Annotated in this window: 21 protein-coding genes, 1 tRNA gene and 1 other annotated feature; of the genes, 3 read left to right on the forward strand and 19 right to left on the reverse strand. The window is 39.3% G+C overall.

Going from position 1 to position 17,105, the window contains the following annotated elements; genetic code table 11:
• Window positions 1-12: 12 nt before the first annotated feature.
• The 4 genes from priA to gmk all read right to left on the reverse strand — a co-directional run bounded on the left by priA (window position 13) and on the right by gmk (window position 4,618).
• Window positions 13-2,442: a primosomal protein N' gene (priA, locus tag DTK66_RS06030; RefSeq protein WP_191668087.1), complete on the reverse strand. Its 2,430-nt coding sequence runs from the start codon at window positions 2,440-2,442 to the stop codon at window positions 13-15.
• Window positions 2,443-3,648 carry a bifunctional phosphopantothenoylcysteine decarboxylase/phosphopantothenate--cysteine ligase CoaBC gene (gene coaBC, locus DTK66_RS06035; RefSeq protein ID WP_153930080.1) on the reverse strand — a complete coding sequence of 402 codons (1,206 nt, stop codon included), beginning with the start codon at window positions 3,646-3,648 and terminating at the stop codon, window positions 2,443-2,445.
• Window positions 3,649-3,782: 134 nt separating this feature from the next.
• On the reverse strand, window positions 3,783-4,001 hold the full coding sequence (rpoZ, locus tag DTK66_RS06040; RefSeq protein WP_153930079.1) for a DNA-directed RNA polymerase subunit omega: 219 nt from the start codon (window positions 3,999-4,001) through the stop codon (window positions 3,783-3,785).
• Window positions 3,998-4,618, reverse strand: a complete 621-nt coding sequence (gene gmk, locus DTK66_RS06045) for a guanylate kinase (protein ID WP_182595293.1) — start codon at window positions 4,616-4,618, stop codon at window positions 3,998-4,000. Before gmk ends, rpoZ begins: the two co-directional genes overlap by 4 nt.
• Before the next feature lie 141 nt (window positions 4,619-4,759).
• On the opposite strand from gmk, the gene DTK66_RS06050 reads away from it, so the two are divergent.
• Window positions 4,760-5,107 carry a hypothetical protein gene (locus DTK66_RS06050; RefSeq protein ID WP_153930077.1) on the forward strand — a complete coding sequence of 116 codons (348 nt, stop codon included), beginning with the start codon at window positions 4,760-4,762 and terminating at the stop codon, window positions 5,105-5,107.
• A gap of 100 nt (window positions 5,108-5,207) precedes the next feature.
• On the opposite strand, the gene recN is transcribed toward DTK66_RS06050, so the two are convergent.
• From recN to DTK66_RS06125, 15 genes are all read right to left on the reverse strand, one after another.
• A complete protein-coding gene (recN, locus tag DTK66_RS06055) occupies window positions 5,208-6,890 on the reverse strand; it encodes a DNA repair protein RecN (protein WP_191668088.1) in 1,683 nt (560 codons plus the stop codon).
• Between the two features lie 15 nt (window positions 6,891-6,905).
• Window positions 6,906-7,358, reverse strand: coding sequence for an arginine repressor (locus tag DTK66_RS06060; RefSeq protein WP_153930075.1), 453 nt, complete (start codon window positions 7,356-7,358; stop codon window positions 6,906-6,908).
• A 19-nt stretch (window positions 7,359-7,377) separates the two neighbouring features.
• Window positions 7,378-8,199, reverse strand: a complete 822-nt coding sequence (locus DTK66_RS06065; protein WP_191668089.1) for a TlyA family RNA methyltransferase — start codon at window positions 8,197-8,199, stop codon at window positions 7,378-7,380.
• A 12-nt stretch (window positions 8,200-8,211) separates the two neighbouring features.
• Complete coding sequence (locus DTK66_RS06070) at window positions 8,212-9,084, reverse strand: polyprenyl synthetase family protein (protein WP_191668090.1); 873 nt, start codon at window positions 9,082-9,084, stop codon at window positions 8,212-8,214.
• Between the two features lie 20 nt (window positions 9,085-9,104).
• Complete coding sequence (locus DTK66_RS06075; RefSeq protein ID WP_153930073.1) at window positions 9,105-9,383, reverse strand: exodeoxyribonuclease VII small subunit; 279 nt, start codon at window positions 9,381-9,383, stop codon at window positions 9,105-9,107.
• A gap of 1 nt (window position 9,384) precedes the next feature.
• Window positions 9,385-10,722 carry an exodeoxyribonuclease VII large subunit gene (xseA, locus tag DTK66_RS06080; protein WP_191668091.1) on the reverse strand — a complete coding sequence of 446 codons (1,338 nt, stop codon included), beginning with the start codon at window positions 10,720-10,722 and terminating at the stop codon, window positions 9,385-9,387.
• Window positions 10,715-11,572, reverse strand: coding sequence for a bifunctional 5,10-methylenetetrahydrofolate dehydrogenase/5,10-methenyltetrahydrofolate cyclohydrolase (locus tag DTK66_RS06085; RefSeq protein WP_191668092.1), 858 nt, complete (start codon window positions 11,570-11,572; stop codon window positions 10,715-10,717). Before DTK66_RS06085 ends, xseA begins: the two co-directional genes overlap by 8 nt.
• 107 nt (window positions 11,573-11,679) lie before the next feature.
• Window positions 11,680-12,096, reverse strand: a complete 417-nt coding sequence (gene nusB, locus DTK66_RS06090; protein WP_153930071.1) for a transcription antitermination factor NusB — start codon at window positions 12,094-12,096, stop codon at window positions 11,680-11,682.
• A gap of 1 nt (window position 12,097) precedes the next feature.
• Entirely contained in the window at window positions 12,098-12,535 is a 438-nt protein-coding gene (locus DTK66_RS06095) for an Asp23/Gls24 family envelope stress response protein (protein WP_153930070.1), read from the reverse strand.
• Window positions 12,536-12,627: 92 nt separating this feature from the next.
• On the reverse strand, window positions 12,628-13,302 hold the full coding sequence (locus DTK66_RS06100; protein ID WP_191668093.1) for a 2'-5' RNA ligase family protein: 675 nt from the start codon (window positions 13,300-13,302) through the stop codon (window positions 12,628-12,630).
• Complete coding sequence (locus tag DTK66_RS06105; RefSeq protein ID WP_191668094.1) at window positions 13,303-14,379, reverse strand: M24 family metallopeptidase; 1,077 nt, start codon at window positions 14,377-14,379, stop codon at window positions 13,303-13,305.
• A 295-nt stretch (window positions 14,380-14,674) separates the two neighbouring features.
• Window positions 14,675-14,956 carry a 50S ribosomal protein L27 gene (gene rpmA, locus DTK66_RS06110; RefSeq protein WP_019252495.1) on the reverse strand — a complete coding sequence of 94 codons (282 nt, stop codon included), beginning with the start codon at window positions 14,954-14,956 and terminating at the stop codon, window positions 14,675-14,677.
• 25 nt (window positions 14,957-14,981) lie between these two features.
• Entirely contained in the window at window positions 14,982-15,305 is a 324-nt protein-coding gene (locus DTK66_RS06115) for a ribosomal-processing cysteine protease Prp (RefSeq protein ID WP_153930067.1), read from the reverse strand.
• Between the two features lie 15 nt (window positions 15,306-15,320).
• Window positions 15,321-15,629, reverse strand: coding sequence for a 50S ribosomal protein L21 (gene rplU / locus DTK66_RS06120; RefSeq protein WP_153930066.1), 309 nt, complete (start codon window positions 15,627-15,629; stop codon window positions 15,321-15,323).
• Between the two features lie 15 nt (window positions 15,630-15,644).
• Window positions 15,645-15,715 (reverse strand) — a sequence feature (ribosomal protein L21 leader region).
• A gap of 120 nt (window positions 15,716-15,835) precedes the next feature.
• Window positions 15,836-16,468: a TetR/AcrR family transcriptional regulator gene (locus DTK66_RS06125; protein ID WP_191668095.1), complete on the reverse strand. Its 633-nt coding sequence runs from the start codon at window positions 16,466-16,468 to the stop codon at window positions 15,836-15,838.
• 185 nt (window positions 16,469-16,653) lie between these two features.
• On the opposite strand from DTK66_RS06125, the gene DTK66_RS06130 reads away from it, so the two are divergent.
• Both DTK66_RS06130 and DTK66_RS11100 read left to right on the forward strand, forming a co-directional pair.
• Window positions 16,654-16,727 (forward strand) — tRNA-Arg (locus DTK66_RS06130).
• Window positions 16,728-16,906: 179 nt separating this feature from the next.
• Window positions 16,907-17,041, forward strand: coding sequence for a hypothetical protein (locus DTK66_RS11100; RefSeq protein ID WP_255505073.1), 135 nt, complete (start codon window positions 16,907-16,909; stop codon window positions 17,039-17,041).
• Window positions 17,042-17,105: the final 64 nt, after the last annotated feature.

A 17,105-nucleotide genomic window follows, 5' to 3' on the forward strand; every position in this document is an offset into this window, starting at 1 on the left:
ACATCCTTTCTCTTACATAAAATACTGCGGGTCAGGATCAATACTTATTTGAACATCCTTATAACCGTGACTCTGAGTGTCATGTAAAATCTCAAATAATAAGTTATGAAGCTGCGGATCCTGTTTATATTTAATTACAATTTGGTAGTAATAACGTCTTTTCATTCGAGCAATTGCCCGTGGTGTTGGTCCAAGAATAATAGTTGACGATGATATGCCTTTTTTTAACTGTTCATAAATCTGGGCCATCGCTTTAGCAGCCTGTGCTTCTTCAGGATGGCTAGCCATTAGCCGAACCGTGTAATAATAGGGCGGGTATCCCGCTTGGTGACGCAAAGCCATCTCTTGATTAAAGAAAAGGTCATAATCATGTTTTTTAGCATCTTGAATCGCATAATGTTCAGGATTATAAGTCTGAATTACAACATCACCCTGCTTATCTGCTCGTCCTGCGCGCCCGCTGACTTGACTAAGAAGGTCAAAAGTCCGCTCACTCGCGCGAAAATCTGGCAAGCCTAATCCTGTATCTGCATTTAAGACACCAACCAGTGTCACATTGGGAAAATCAAGCCCTTTGGCAATCATTTGCGTCCCTAATAAGATATCAGCTTGGTGCTGACCAAATTGACGCAATAATTTTGCATGCATGCCCTTCCGCTTAGTAGTATCAACATCCATCCGAATAATCCGGGCTTGCGGTAAAAGTTGGTGTAGTTCTTGTTCTACTTTTTCTGTTCCCGTACCATAATAACGAATTTTTCGGCTATGGCAGCTTGGACATTCATAAGGAATTGGTTCCTCATGTCCGCAGTAGTGACATTTCATCGTGTGCGTGTCCATGTGGAGAGTTAATGAAATATCACAATTAGGACATTTTAAGACTGTTCCGCAATCACGGCACATCATAAACGAAGAAAAACCGCGGCGATTAAGCATCAAAATACTTTGCTCGCGCTTTTGTAACCGCTGATCTAATTTTTCTAGTAAAGAATGAGAGAAGTTGCTTTCACCGTATTTTTTTACTTCTTCTCGCATATCAACAACCTTAATCGGTGGGAGCGGCTGTTTATTTACCCGATGCTCCAAGCGCAATAAGTGATAAACCTTTTTGATTGCTCGTGCCCGACTTTCTAAACTCGGAGTTGCCGATCCTAATACAACTGGTGCATTATTATAATTTCCCCGCCACTTTGCTACTTCACGGGCATGATAACGAGGAGATTCATCTTGTTTATAACTTGATTCATGCTCTTCGTCCAAAATTATAATACCCAGATTTTTTAATGGTGCAAAGATCGCTGAACGAGCACCGACAACTACTTGTGCTTCACCGCGCTCAATTCTTCGCCATTCATCATAACGTTCTCCATTAGATAGACTGCTATGAAGAACGGCAACCTTTGAGCCAAATCGTCGTCGAACCCGGTTAACGATTTGCGGGGTTAGAGATATTTCTGGCACTAACATTAATGCCGTTTTCCCCTGCTTAAGGGCATTTGCAATTGCTTGGAGGTAAACTTCTGTCTTACCGCTTCCCGTTACTCCCTGAAGTAAAAACGTCTGCGAATCATGCTTATCAATTGCTGCATTTATTTCATTAACAGCAAGTTGCTGCTCAGCATTTAAATGAAGTGGTGAATCTAAATGTTGATCATCTACTGAGGCTTGAACCCCCAGCGGATTACGATAAACTTCTACCGGAACTTTCTTCAGCCACCCCTTTTTTTGTCCTTGGTTAAAAGTTGTTGCTTTTAACCCTGTCGCATGTTCAGCATCTTTAAGCTTAACAACCTGCCCTAAAATTGTTTGTAAATATGAAATTAGCCGATTCTGCGCATGAGCATTGGGATGAAGCGAAGTCCGCTCTTCTTCAAGTTGCTCAAAATCTAAAAGCGGGCTAATACCCGTTACAGTTTTTGCACGCGCACGATTTTCGACTTGATAATCGATCGTAATTTTTCCCGCTCGCTGCAACTTAAGTAATGTGCTAAGGATTGCTGGCTTATCTTGAACAGCAGCCATTTCTAATTCGTCGCGCCCATGAAAAATATCAAATGCAACTTGCTCATCAACATCATCAATAATACGAACAATCCGCGAAGTTTTTGCTTTTAATAAGTTTGGCAACATTGTATATAAGCAGGATATCCAGAAAGAATAAGTCGTATCAGCTAACCATTTGCTAAGGGCCAACAATTCATTATTAACGACTGGTTGTAAATCCATTACTGCTTGGATTTTTTTAAGTTCTCCATCATAACTTGTTGCTTGGTCAAGCGCAACAACAAACCCCTGAACAGTACGGCTGCCATTGCCAAAGGGGACAACAACCCGAACGCCAACCTGAATTTGTTTCTCTAATGTTGCCGGAATCTGATAAGTATATGGTTGATTTGTCTGCATTGTTGGAACATCAACAATTACTTGCGCCAATTCGGGCATTTAATCACCTTGCTTTAATTTCGTGCTAATCAATTTAATAAGTTGATTAGCAATTTGCTTTTTTGATTGCTGTGGCCATTTTAGCGGGGCCTGATTTTTTTGAAGAATTGTAACTTGATTGTTGTCACTACCAAAAGCACTCTGGGGGCCAGCAACACTGTTAGCAACAATCATATCGGCATTTTTGCTGGCAAGTTTATGGTTAGCATTCTGCAGCAAATCATTAGTTTCTGCCGCAAAACCAACTACCAATTGGGATGACCTTTTCCTGCTTGCTATCTTTTTTAAAACATCGACCGTTTCTGTCAGCTCTAAGCTTAAATTGTGGTTATCCGCACTTTTCTTTATCTTATGGTCGACAATCTCAAGAGGACGATAATCAGCCACAGCTGCTGCCATTATCAAAACATCAGCGATAGGAAAATATTCTTGAAGTGCATTAAACAGATCTTCCGTTGTTGTGACATGAACAAGCTTTATCCGCGGAGATTGGGGGAGAGCAACGGCAACTTGACCTACAATTAACGTTACATCTGCACCAGCATGAGCAGCTGCATTAGCAATTGCAATTCCCATCTTGCCAGAAGAGCGATTGCCAATAAAGCGTACCGGATCAATGTTTTCACGTGTCCCGCCAGCAGTTACTATTACTTTCTTATCTTTTAATAGGTCAGTATCAGCTAAAAAGGCAGTTATATATTGACAAATTTCTATTGGCTCAGGTAACCTTCCTCGCCCGGCATATCCTTCTGCCAATCGCCCAATGGCCGGGAGCATTACATTTACACCATCTTCTTGAAGATAGGAAATATTACGTTGCGTTGCTGGCGCCATCCACATATGATTATTCATTGCCGGAACAACTACCTTTGGGGCTGCAGTAGCGAGAAGCGCAGTTGATACTGCATCATCAGCAATTCCACCTGCCATCTTGGCAATAATATCAGCCGAAGCCGGAACCACCACTGCTAGCTCTGTCCAATCAGCCAATTCAATATGCGGGATTGGTGTTGAATGTTCATCCCATAGACTAGTTAGCACTGGCGTTTTTGTTAGGGCAAACAATGTTGCAGGATTAACAAGTTTTGTAGCGGCCTCTGTCATTCCGACACGTACCTCATGGCCTTGTTTCTGCAGTCCCCGTACTACTTCAATTCCTTTATACGCGGCAATACTACCAGTTAAATATACTGCTATCCGTGTCATTTTTTCACCCCAAGCAAATTATTTTTCTAATTGATTATAGCATTTAATTATTATCAACTAAACTTGTCCGAATTAAAAAGGGGCTAGTGACAAACAATCGTCATAGTCCCTTATCGCTTATTTATGGTAAATTATTAGTCCTGTAAGTCTTCAGTATGATCAGGATCAATCGTTACTTTACCAGCCAATATTTCTTCAAGCGCCTTACCAACAGACTTGCTGGACTCATAATGTTCAAGTAATGGTGCTGCCCCAGCGTCTAGTTCATTAGCACGCTTACTAGCAAGCATCACAAGTGAGTAACGTGAATCAATGTGTTTCAGTAGTTCATCAACTGATGGAAATAGAATCATTTTTCGGAATCTCCTAACATTTCAAGATAACGTGGCATAACCCGTGTTACACGAAGCCGTTCTGTACGAATAATATCTTTAATCTTCTCGACAGCCTTTGGCACTTCATCATTAACAACAGCATAATCATAATTTTGCATCATTTGAATTTCACCGAATGCCTTATGAATTCGTTTGTTAATAACTTCCATACTATCTGTTCCACGGTGAATCAAGCGCTGTTTTAGCTCATCCAAGTCAGGCGGAGTTAAAAAGATAAACACACCATCTGGACACTTTGAACGAACCTGCATCGCTCCATTAACTTCAATCTCAAGGAAAACATCTTTTCCTGAATCTAACGTATCATTAACATATTTTAATGGGGTACCATAATAATTGTCAACATACTTAGCATATTCTAGCATTCCACCGGTTTGGATATGGTGTTCAAACTCTTCTTTGCTGACAAAAAAATAGTCAACACCATTAACCTCACCCGGTCGCGGTTTCCGCGTAGTCATTGAGATTGAATACTGAAAATCATTATCATTTGAATCAAAGATGGCCTTTCGAACGGTCCCCTTACCAACGCCAGAAGGACCTGAAAGAACAATTAACATTCCACGATTTGCCATTATAACGCTCCTATTTAATTAATCGTATTACTACTATAATGCACTAGATTAGCACTTAAATCAAGCAAATGTGAAACAAAAAAGTTTGAGCGTTTTGCTTGCATTTCTGAATGTATGTTCGTATACTATAATTACAAACGAATGTTCGGAGGCGCGATTATGCAAATTGAACAAAAATCTCTTTTTAAATTTACGCCACAAATCATTAGTAATAAACTTCGGAACTTATTTGAGGAGGATTCTTCTCATAATCAAGAAGGTCTATTAACCCCGCAACCTGCTGAACAACGTCAATTATTTTTAAAGCGGGCTATCAAAGACAAAATTAAAGCTACCTTTCAGCTAATGCCAATTAATAATGATGGTTATCCAGTCAATGTTACTGGTAATATCGCCAAATTAGCGGATACTAATCGTTATCTTATTACTAACCAAAATGTAAGCTATGTTGTTAACTTTGATCAAATTCGTTACATCGCTAACTTATAATCAACCATGATAGGCTCCAGAGTTCGGGTTTCGAACTTTGGAGCCTATTGCATATTGTCTTATTCAAATTAAGAAAATAAGTTTATGCTAGAACCTATTTTTATTGTTTTGCCATCTCTAAAAGTTCTTGCGCATGCTCTTTGGTTAAGTGGGTAATCTTTTCACCAGATAACATGCGGGCAAGCTCCTCGACTCGTTCACTTTCTTTTAACGGTGTTACCCGAGTAGTAGTCCGCTCATCATGAACAGACTTTTTAATAAGAAAATGATGCTGTGCAACCGCAGCTACTTGTGGTAAATGAGTAATGCAAAGAACTTGTGAATGGTGAGCAATTACTTTGATTTTATCTGCAATTGCTTGGGCAACTCGTCCGCTAACACCAGTATCTACCTCATCAAAGATAATACTGGTGACTCCTTCCTTTTGAGCAAAAATCGTCTTCAATGCAAGCATCACCCGCGATAGTTCGCCACCGGATGCTATCTTAGCCAAGGGTCCCATTGACTCACCAGGATTAGTTCGAATATAAAATTCTACTTGGTCGATTCCTGTTGGCGTAAATTGTTCGCGTCCTTCATTAATAAAGTGAACTTCAAATTCGGCTTTTTCCATATAAAGTTCTTTTAATTGTTGATGAACCTTTTTCCCTAATTCATGAGCAGCCTTTTGGCGGACCTGGCTTAATTTTCGTCCTGTTTCACGAACTTTGTCTTCAGCCGCAGAGAGCCGCTGCTCTAAGTCACTACTAGAATCAGCAGCAGCTTCCATTGAGTCAAGTTCCTTTTTGATCTTGGTATAGTATTTTAATACCTCTGCCAACGTATCCCCATATTTATGTTCTAAATCGCCAATTATAGTTAATCGTTGCTCAATCTGTGCCAATCTTTCATCGTCAAATTCAAGCATATCAAGCTGCTGGCTTGCTTCGTTGGCAACATCTTGTAGTGCATAATAAGCATCACTTAAAGATTTACTAAGGTTATCATATGCATCATCAAATTCAGCAATAGCATTAATAGCATCCATTACCGTCGCAACTTGGTCAAGAACCGGAGCTTGATCTCCTTCATTGAAGGTTGTAACAGCTAATTGAAGGGCGTTATTAATTTGTTGAAAGTGTTCTAGTCGGTCACGTTCACTCACTAATTCTTCCTCTTCATTAGCCTTTAAATTAGCTTCTTCAATTTCATTTACTTGATAACGTAACATGTCCAAACGTTGTGCCCATTGTTGCTCATTAGCTTGCTTTTTATTTACCGCGGCTTTTAACTTAGAATAATCTTGATATTCAATTTGGTATTGAGCTAATAACGGTTGGACTTCTTTAGCCGCAAACTGGTCTAACATCCCCAAATGCGTCTCAGGCTGCATCAATTGCTGATGCTCATTTTGTCCTTGAATATCAACTAGTCCACTGCCAATTTTACGTAATGTTGTTGTATTGATTAATTGTCCATTGACCCGTATTGTGTTGCGACCATTGCGATGGATCTCTCGAGAGATAATTAAAATGCCATCTTCATGGCTAATCCCAAGCGAATCTAACAAGTCATCAAAATCAGAATCATCTGGAATAGCGAATTGTCCTTGGAGACTCAGTTTTTCTTCACCGCGACGAATAAATTCCTGTGAACCACGTCCTCCAGCCAATAGTCCAACTGCATCAATAATAATAGACTTACCAGCACCGGTTTCCCCAGTTAATACAGTCATCTGGTTAGCAAATGTTAATGTTAAATGTTTGATAATTGCTAAATTGTCAATCGTCAATTCTTGTAACAAAGATAACCACCTCGCTTAGTCCAACATTGCATTAAGTTTTTCTTCTAATTTTACTGCTGCATCAGCGGATACACATACAACCAGAACATTTCCATCATCACCAATCGTCGTAAAAACAGTAGGGAAATCCATCTTGCGAATTAAGGTCGCGACTACTGGACCATTTCCCGGATGAACGGTTAATGCCAAGAAACAATTATTACGCTTCAATTGTTCTAAACTATCATGAAGGGTTGCTGCTAATTGACTTTCATGTCCCTGACGATGGTAAGCAGGGATTCCATAACGATAGCCCCCATCGTCTGCGGGTACTTTAATCAGCTGCATATCTTTGATATCGCGTGAAATTGTAGCCTGCGTTACCGTTAATCCTAATTCTCGGAGCCGTTCAACTAGATCTTCTTGTCGCTCAATACTTTCACTTGTTATGATTTCTCGTATTTTTTGTTGTCGTTCTGCCTTTTTCATTTATTTATTCATCCCTATATTATTCTTTATGATTTAAATCGTCATCAGCAGCAGCAATAACGTTATCAATATCGACATTTGAGCTAAGAATTCCTTCTTTCTCACTCAATCGGAGGTGAACAAGAAATTCCATATTTCCCTGACCACCTTTAATTGGAGAATAATCTAAACCTAGAACATCAAAATGATCTTCACGAGCAAAGGTCAAAACTTCTTCTAAAACCATTCGATGAACCTTATGATCATGAATTATTCCATTTTTACCAACATGTTCTTTACCGGCTTCAAACTGCGGTTTAATCAACGCTACAACTTCTCCGCCCATTTTTAAAATACGAGCTAGTGGTGGCAAAATAAGACGTAACGAAATAAAAGAAACATCAATTGAAGCGAATTCTGGTTGTCCACTAGTAAAATCAGCTAACTTACTGTAACGAAAATTAGTTTGTTCCATTACCACAACTCGCGGATCTTCACGTAATTGCCATACTAGCTGATTAGTTCCGACATCAAGAGCATAGCTTAATTTCGCGCCATTTTGTAACATCACGTCTGTAAAGCCACCCGTAGATGAACCAATATCTAAGACCGTTTTGTCTTTAACTGAGATTTCAAAAGTTTTTAATGCCTTGGCTAATTTCAAGCCTCCTCGGCTAACATATGGCATCTTTTTCCCTTTCATATGAAGGGTTGTTGTAATCGGTATTTTTTGCCCCGGCTTATCTAATCGTTCATTATTTTTTCCGAGGATTTCGCCAGCCATTACAGCTCGCTTTGCTTGCTCTCGTGAATCAAAAAGTCCCTGCTGAACTAATAACACATCTACCCGTTCTTTTTTCATTTTCTCTTTTCCTTATTTAAAATATGCTAAAAATTGATCATATCCTGCAAATGATTTACCAGTAATTTGCTCAAGCTGTTGTTGGGTTCTAACAGCTGCAGCGATAGCTTTTCGTAATTGTTCCTTAGCCCCTTTAATCCCTAACAATCCGGGATAAGTATTCTTTTGTTCATTAGCATCCTTATGAACTTTTTTACCCATCTTTTCAGTAGTGCTAAGAACGTCCATTAAATCGTCATAAATTTGAAATGCCAAGCCAAAATTAGCTCCAAATAACGCTAACTGCTGACACACCTGATCAGATTGACCTGTTATGATGCCACCCGCAAGAACCGCATATTCTAAAAGTGCTCCTGTTTTTTGTCGGTGCAAATAGCGTAGTTGTGCTAAGTCTAGCTGCTGGTGCTCACCTTCAATATCACGAGCCTGACCAGCAACCATGCCAGCTGGGCCAGCTGCTTTAGCAAGCTCAAGTGCTAACCGGCTCCGCGTAGTAGCAGATAAGTGATTATCAGTCACCCATTGAAAGGCAAGAGTTAACAGCCCATCGCCAGCAAGCGTTGCCATACCTGCTCCAAATTTACAATGATTAGTTGGTTTACCTCGGCGCAATTCATCATTATCCATTGCTGGAAGGTCATCATGAATCAAAGAGTATGTATGCAATAACTCCAATCCTGTTGCTGCTCGTAACACATCATTGTTAAGCTCTCCTCCAAGTATCTCAACAGTGGCAAGAGTAAGCGCAGGACGAAGACGTTTTCCCCCAGCCATTAAAGAGTACTGCATCGAATTAAGGAGTGTTTCTTGGTCAACATCCGCTGCTAATGCCTGGGCAAGGTAATTATCAATTTGTTCTTTTAAAGTTGAAAGTGCTGTAACCACTACGCTAACGCTCCTAAAATTTATTCGTTCTCACTGCCAAAACCACGGTTGCCGCCACCATTATTGCTTGGATCGTCACTTTGTTTTTCGTATACTTTCTCATTACCACTATCATCGATCAGGTGTCCTAATGTCTTTTCGGCACTTGTTAACTTCGCTTGTAATTCTTTAGATAGTTTTATGCCTTCTTGAAACTGCTGTAAAGCTTCTTCGAGTGGGACGTTTCCTTGTTCTAAATGACTTACAATTTGTTGCAGTTGTGTTAATTGTTCTTCAAATGTTGGTTTTTCTGTTGCCATATTAGTGCTCCTTTACGCTTTTAATCTCTGCTTGAACTTCTCCATCATCAAAATGCAATTGAACCTGTTGACCAACCGCTAGTTGTTTGGCGTGATTTACTACTTTTTCTTCACTTGTTACATAGGTATAACCACGGCTCATAATCTTTAGCGGACTCAACGAATCCAATTGTTTGATTAAGCTCATAACCTGTTGGTGCCTATCGTTTTGGTTTGCCGCTGCTGACATTATCAATTGTTTTTCTAATTGTTTAACAGTTTGTGCCTGCCGCTGAATTTGGTGTAATGGTGATTGGGCCATTAACTGAGACTGAAGTCGTTCAATCCTAATTTGGGTAGTTTGAAGTGTATTGTGCGCTACCTGTTCAAGTTGCTGGGTTAACTGGTCAACTTTTTGCGCATAATTTTCATATAACCGTGTGGGTTGCTGAAAAATATAACTTTGCAGCTGTTTTTTTAACTGTTGACGATCAAAATTAATTTGGGTTCGCATTGTATTCAACAAGCGATTCTGGTCATCCTTGATTGTCATTAACACATCATTTAACTGCACAGGGGTAGCTAATTCTGCGGCTGCGGTTGGTGTGGCAGCCCGGCGATCTGCTACTAGGTCCGCAATTGTCGTATCAGTTTCGTGACCAACCGATGAGATAACTGGGATCTTACTTGCCACAATTGCACGGGCAACAACTTCTTCATTGAACGGCCATAAATCCTCTATTGAACCACCGCCGCGACCAATAATTAAGGTATCAAAATCTCCTCGTTCATTTGCACGATTAATCTGACGAGCAATATCTGCTGCTGCCTTATCCCCTTGTACAACTGTTGGATATAAAACAACTTGAGCAATTGGATAACGGCGCCGAACCGTGGTATTAATGTCGCGAATAACAGCTCCATCAATACTAGTAACAACTGCAATTCGCTTGGGAAACAGCGGAATTTGCTTTTTAGGCAGATCAAATAAGCCTTCTGCGTTTAGTTTCTTCTTTAATTGTTCAAATGCCAAATAGAGTGATCCTACCCCATCAGGTTCCATTCGATCAATATAAATCTGGTAACGGCCGCTTTTTTCATAAAGACTAACATGACCCACTACACAGACTTTCATTCCCTGCTCTGGCGTAAACTTGATTTTACGGTATTGATGTTCAAACATTACCGCGTCGATTAACGCATTATCATCCTTTAGGCTAAAGTACTGATGGCGCTGACGTAACCGAAAATTTGAAAGTTCGCCGGTTAAATAGACTGTATGTAAATACGGGTCACGATCAAATTTTGTTTTTAAATATTTAGTTAACTCGCTAACTGTTAAATATTGGCTTCTATCCATGATGCCTCCATTGTGCTAAATCAACTGTTTGCTCCATTAAGGTTGCAATTGTCATTGGACCGACCCCACCTGGCACTGGCGTAATTAACCCTGCTTTCTCTTTTACACTGTCAAAATCAACATCACCAGTTAATTTCCCGGTACTTAAGCGGTTAATCCCAACGTCAATCACCGTTGCACCTGCTTTAACATCCGCGGCCCCAATAAGGTGCGGTACTCCTGCTGCAACAATCAAAATATCCGCTGTTTGTGTTAGCTTTGTCAGGTCCCTTGTATTTCTTCCGGCCATTGTGACCGTTGCATCTGCATTGTTCAATAATGCTAATAAAGGTTTACCAACCAAAATGCTTCGACCAACAATTACCGCATTTTGGCCCTTTAGCTGAACCTCATATTCTTTTAGCATTCGCATAATTCCACGAGGAGTACATGCAATAGGGTGGTTAGTATTTTGATTTGCAAACAATTTGCCAAGATTCAACGGATTTAACCCGTCAACGTCCTTTTCAGGAAGAATTGCATTAGTGATCGTTTTTTGGTCAATTTGTGGTGGCAAGGGTTGTTGGACTAAAATTGCATCGATAGAATCATCTTTATTTAAATTATCAATCTCAGCTAACAACTCATTTTGACTAATATCTCTTGGAAATTTTCTAAGAATTGAGTTAATTCCCAATTTCATTGCCTTTTTATGTTTATTACGGGTATAAATCAGACTTGCAGAATCATCCCCTGCAATTACCACCGCAATTCCTGGATGAATACCTTGCTGGTTTAGTTTTGCAACCCGCTTATGAGTTTGCGCATTAATCTTTTTAGCAAGAGCTCGTCCGTCAATAATCGTCGCCACAGTGCCTTCCTCCTTTAAATTTCAACCTATATTTTACCATAGTTGGTCGCAAAAAAGCTGTCATACAAAAAAGGTGGGCTATTGGTATCATGCCATTGCCCGCCATTTTACTTATCTAGATTTGCTTGTTTTTCAAATTTACCAAGTGCACCATTGATAAACTTACGTGATTTATCACTACTAAATGTCTTAGTTAACTCTAACGCTTCATTTATTGCCACAACTGTCGGAACATTTTCTGCATATTGCATCTCAAATAATGCCAACCGCAAAATCACTAGGTCAGGTTTTGCTAAACGTCCAATAGTCCAGCCACTTGCTAATAAATTATTGATTTGTTCATCTAGTTGGTCTTGATGTTCACGAACACCATTTACTAGCGTTAATAAGTAAGGTGGTATTTGTTTTTCATCGTGATGAGGAATTGCTTCATAAATTGTCTGAATATCTGCCTCTGGATCTGACTGCAAGGCAAATAAAACTTGAAAAGCTTCCTCACGAATCATGTGTCGGTTTAAACTCATTCTATTCACCAGCCCCATCATCTAAGTGTTCACCAAACAAATCATTAGGATCCACTTGCTGGTCTTCTTTTGCGGTTACAATCCCCTTGATGTGAACATTGACTTCTTTAACTTTTAAATCCGTCATTAAAGTAATCTGTTGTTTAACTTTGTCTTGAATCTTCGCTGCCACTTTTGGAACAGACACACCGTATGCCACATAAACGTCAACATCAAGTGATAAATCTTTATCATTGCTGGAAAGCTTTACTCCTCGTCGGCGGTCGGAGCGTCCCAAAAGCTCACTCACACTATTAGCAAATGAGCCGTACATCTTTGAGACACCATCAATTTCACTTGCGGCAATTCCCGCAATAATTTCTAAAACTCGTGGCGAAATTTGAATTGTCCCGAGTGATTGATCTTCACTACTTAAAACAATCTTTGATTCTTCAGCCATCGTCAGCCCTCCAATTTATTTTATCTTCTGTATAGTAATCATTTCTATTTTGCACTAAGTCAGCGTGAAATGCAATACAACAACCTGGTTATTTAGTTATCAATTGAGATTGCTGAAATTAATTGGGAGTTATGATTATACCAATCATGAACCACTAAATCGAGGCTTGCAGTCCTAAATTTTCCTAACGCAATCTCTTCAAATTGTTCTTGTAAGGCAAGAATTTGGTGCGGATGCTGGAGCGGGGATGTAAAGCGCGCAATTGTAACATGCCCCGAATTAGTTGGGTAACGTTCTTGTAACATTAAACCCTTTAGCGGTAGTTCATGCCGAATTAAATTCCTTAGCTTTATTAAATTGTCCGAATAGTAGCCCTTTACCAAGATGGCGTTAGGACTTATAATGATGCCCTTTAGTTCCCAATGAATTGTTCCAACTGTAGAAATAATCTGACTTAAAACTTCAGTATACTTTTTCTTTTCTAATGGTGACAGGTAAAATTTAGTATTTGCCGCAATTATGTCAATGATTGTAATATGCATATCCGTTGCCGGATAATAATATTGCGCTGGCTCTAGTTTCTTAAATTCCTGCAAGCAGATATTAATATTACGACAAACATGCGCTGGTAATGAAGTGAGAATCGTTAGTCCCAGACGATGATCTTTCTTTATCCCAATTAAGTGCTGATCAATTTGTTCATTATTGCTTTGGATGGCGGCATGTCCTTGGTTATTGATATTATGATATAGTTTTAACAATTGCATTTATTTACCTACAATAATTAGTTCTGTTGGTGCAGTCGTTAAAACCTCCACACCACCATGAGTTATCAAAATATCATCTTCAATCCGCACTCCACCAATTTCTGGAATGTAGATACCAGGTTCCACGGTTATTACTTCATTGTTATGCAATTTCATCTTTCGGGTAGTCGGCCCGTAACTAGCTGGCAACTCATGCACAGATAACCCTATACCATGCCCCATTCCATGGTTAAATTCATCACCATAACCAGCTTCTTCAATTAACTGTCGACCAGCAGCATCAAGTTTATCCCCACGTTGACCAACATGGGCTGACTGAATAACTGCTTGTCGTGCCTCATTAACTATTTGGTAAACATCGCGGAGTTCTGGATCAATTGAACCTACAGCAAACGTTCGCGTCATATCAGCAGTATAACCGTCAACATAATAACCAAAGTCAAGAGTTACAATATCACCGTCTTCGATTACCTTATCCGAAGCGGTGGCGTGAGGTTTAGCTGCGTTTTTACCACTAGCAACAATCGTCGGAAAAGATGCCGTCGTTGCGCCATTTTCTTTCATCCATAGGTCAAGGATGTTTGCTATATGCCGTTCGGTAACCCCGGCGCGAATATTTTCTAAAACATAATGATAACCTGCAGTGTGGAGGTCAGCAGCTTTGCGAAGCTTATCTACTTCCACGCTTTCTTTAGCCATTCGCATTTGTTCAATTTGATTATGGAAAGGAACAATATCTGCTATCATTGTTTCATCTAGCACATCAAACAAATAATAGGAAATAGTATCCTCATAACCAAGCACCCCAATTTTTAATCCTTGACAGATTTTATTTAAGGATCCGTAGTAATCACGGGTGATTGTCCCAACAACTTCATCATTTTCAAACTCTTCAAGGGCTAGCTGATAACGGTCATCAGTGATTAAAATTGCATTCTCACTGGTAATTAGTAACAAACCATCATCCTGCATTAGGTCAAAGCCAGTTAAATACAAAATGTTCTTTTCATTAGTAACTAACATTGCATCAATAAAAAGTTGTGGCAACTTTTTTTGTAGCCGTTCAATTCTTGTCATAGCATTTCCACCATTTTCTTGTCTTTTGCTTAAAGAAAAAGCCGAGAAAAGACTCGACTTTAATATCACTATATTTTCTGTTCTTACTTTATGCTACTAAATAGAACAGAAACAAGATAGGGAGTACAAGGCGGTTGGCTAAGGTAAAACGATGATTAAGTATGTCATAAGCTGATATCATTCGTCCTTAGACGCGAACCTTGTTGTTATTTTCCACGTTATCTTGTTATCATTCATTAAAATAGTAGAGGCTGAGAGAAAACAAAAGTTTTTTCTCAGCCTCTTATTAAAAGTATTATTCAGCGATTGGGTAAACAGATACCTTACGCTTACTACGACCCATGCGTTCAAACTTAACAACACCGGCTACCTTAGCGTATAAAGTATCATCTCCACCACGACCCACGTTTTCACCTGGGTTGATGTGAGTACCACGTTGACGGTAGATGATTGATCCAGCAGTTACGATGGAACCATCAGCAGCCTTTGTACCAAGACGACGACCAGCTGAGTTCCGACCGTTAGCAGTGGAACCACCCCCCTTGTGGTGGGAGAAGAATTGCAAATCCATAATCATAGTTGTTCACCTCCAGCGATGAAATTTAATTAAACATTTTTACTTCAATGTTTTGTGGATAGCTTTCTTGGATGTCAATTAATCCGTTTAAGAGGGTACTAAGCAAGATTTGACTCTCACGATCCAAATCCAAATTAGTAACTTCTAAAAAGCCTCCATTAGCATTATCCCGTTCAACATGTGGCCTAGTGTGAACTACTCGTTCAAGACCATTGATTGTCGAAATAGATAACGCAGATACTGCTGCACATACAATATCTTGACCGTATGGTCCAGAATCGGCATGTCCAGTTAACTTAAAAGACGTGATCCGATGATTCGAATCTAAAGAAAAATGTGCTCGAATCATGATCTCACCCCCACATTAAGCGTTGATCTTGTTGATAGTAACCTTAGTGTAAGGTTGACGGTGACCTTGCTTAGTGTGAGTGTGCTTCTTAGGCTTGTACTTGAAAGTAACAACCTTCTTTTCCTTACCTTGCTTGTCAACAGTACCTTCAACAGAAGCACCGTCAACTACAGGAGTACCGATCTTAGTGTCGTCTCCACCGACAAAGATAACTTGGTCGAAAGTTACCTTGTCACCTGCTTTAGCATCAAGCTTTTCAACATAGATAGAAGCACCTTCTTCTACCTTGTATTGCTTACCACCAGTAACAATAATTGCGTACATACTTTGTGCACCTCCTTAATATCTCAGACTCGCCGAACCAAGCAGCATAATGCTTTTAACTTGGTAACGTGCGGTTGTAGTTGTTGGTTCACAAATACAACGTTTGTATAATATCAAATAATTACTTATTCGTCAACCACCTTAACAATAAACTATAAAATAAAAAGACTGAAGAATATTCTTCAGCCCTTTCAGCAATAGCAGCGCTAAATTTCTTCTAGTGTGACTTCTTTTTCGCTATAAAAGAAATCAACTAGCGTAATATTACTATTGCTGCATTGATCCAACATTTTCGCCACGCTTTGAGTCATGTATCGTGGAGTGTAAATCATGCCATCTTCCAGCCATCGACTTACTAGCCCTAAAAATGCTGATCCAATGAAGGAGATCTGCAAATTTAATGGAACTTCCAATTGCTGGTTCTTATTGACCTGCTCGTTAAAGTATGTCATTTCGTTTGCCAACCGATTGTAAAGTTGTTCATAAAAGAAATTATTCTTTTCATTATTCAATAATACATCAAAAATATCAGCATCATTTTCGATATACTGAAACGCCTTGCGTAGTGAGAACACCTGCACCGTTCGCTCTTTTGACAAATCGCTATCAATCATTACCTGGTTGAAGAAATCATCAATAATTTCTTGAATAGCAGACTTAATAAAGTCACGCTTATCCCTATAATGAAGATAGAAAGTTCCGCGGGTGATGTTGGCAGTTTCAGTAATCTTCTGAACGCTAATATCTTCAAGCTTTTCGCGTCTCATCAGATATACAAGAGCTTTACGCAGACTATTACGTGTTTTGACTACACGCGGGTCTGTCTTATTAGCAGCCATTTAATCATCATCCTTCCATATACAGCTTAAATCCTTCCCACTTTCGTACTTCTACTAATTTAAAGTATAGTTGCTTTGGAAGCGCTTTGTCAACGTAATTGACGCTTTTATTCTAACAAAATATTTATAACTAATTATTCTATATTGACAAAGCTTAGCTGTTAATTATATACTTGACTTTGTCTGGGGCGGTAGCTCAACTGGATAGAGCATCGGTCTTCTAAACCGAGGGTTGCGAGTTCAAGTCTCGCTCGCCCCATCACTGTTAAATATTTGAGAAATAAAGGCACCTTTCTATAGGTTGCTTTTATTTTTTTATTATTATTTTTTAATATTTTATTAAATAACCTTAATTATGTTACAAAATAATTGCAAAATGAACCCTTTTAATAATATTGTATAGGTAGAGATTGCTTTTTGTATTTTGAGGTGATTATAATGTTACCATTTTTTATTATTGTTTTGATTTTAGTTGCGTCAGTAATTGGTGAAGTTATGTTTGGCAGCCTTAACAATCAAGAGACTGGTAAGCATGGTGCTTCTGCCAATCACTTACGAGATCGAAAAGCTTAATCTATTATTCCGTTCAACAAAAGACGTCAAGGAATTTTGTTTTCGGCACTATGTCCCGTCAAGT

This window comes from Limosilactobacillus walteri (assembly GCF_014830205.1).
Lineage (GTDB): Bacteria > Bacillota > Bacilli > Lactobacillales > Lactobacillaceae > Limosilactobacillus > Limosilactobacillus walteri.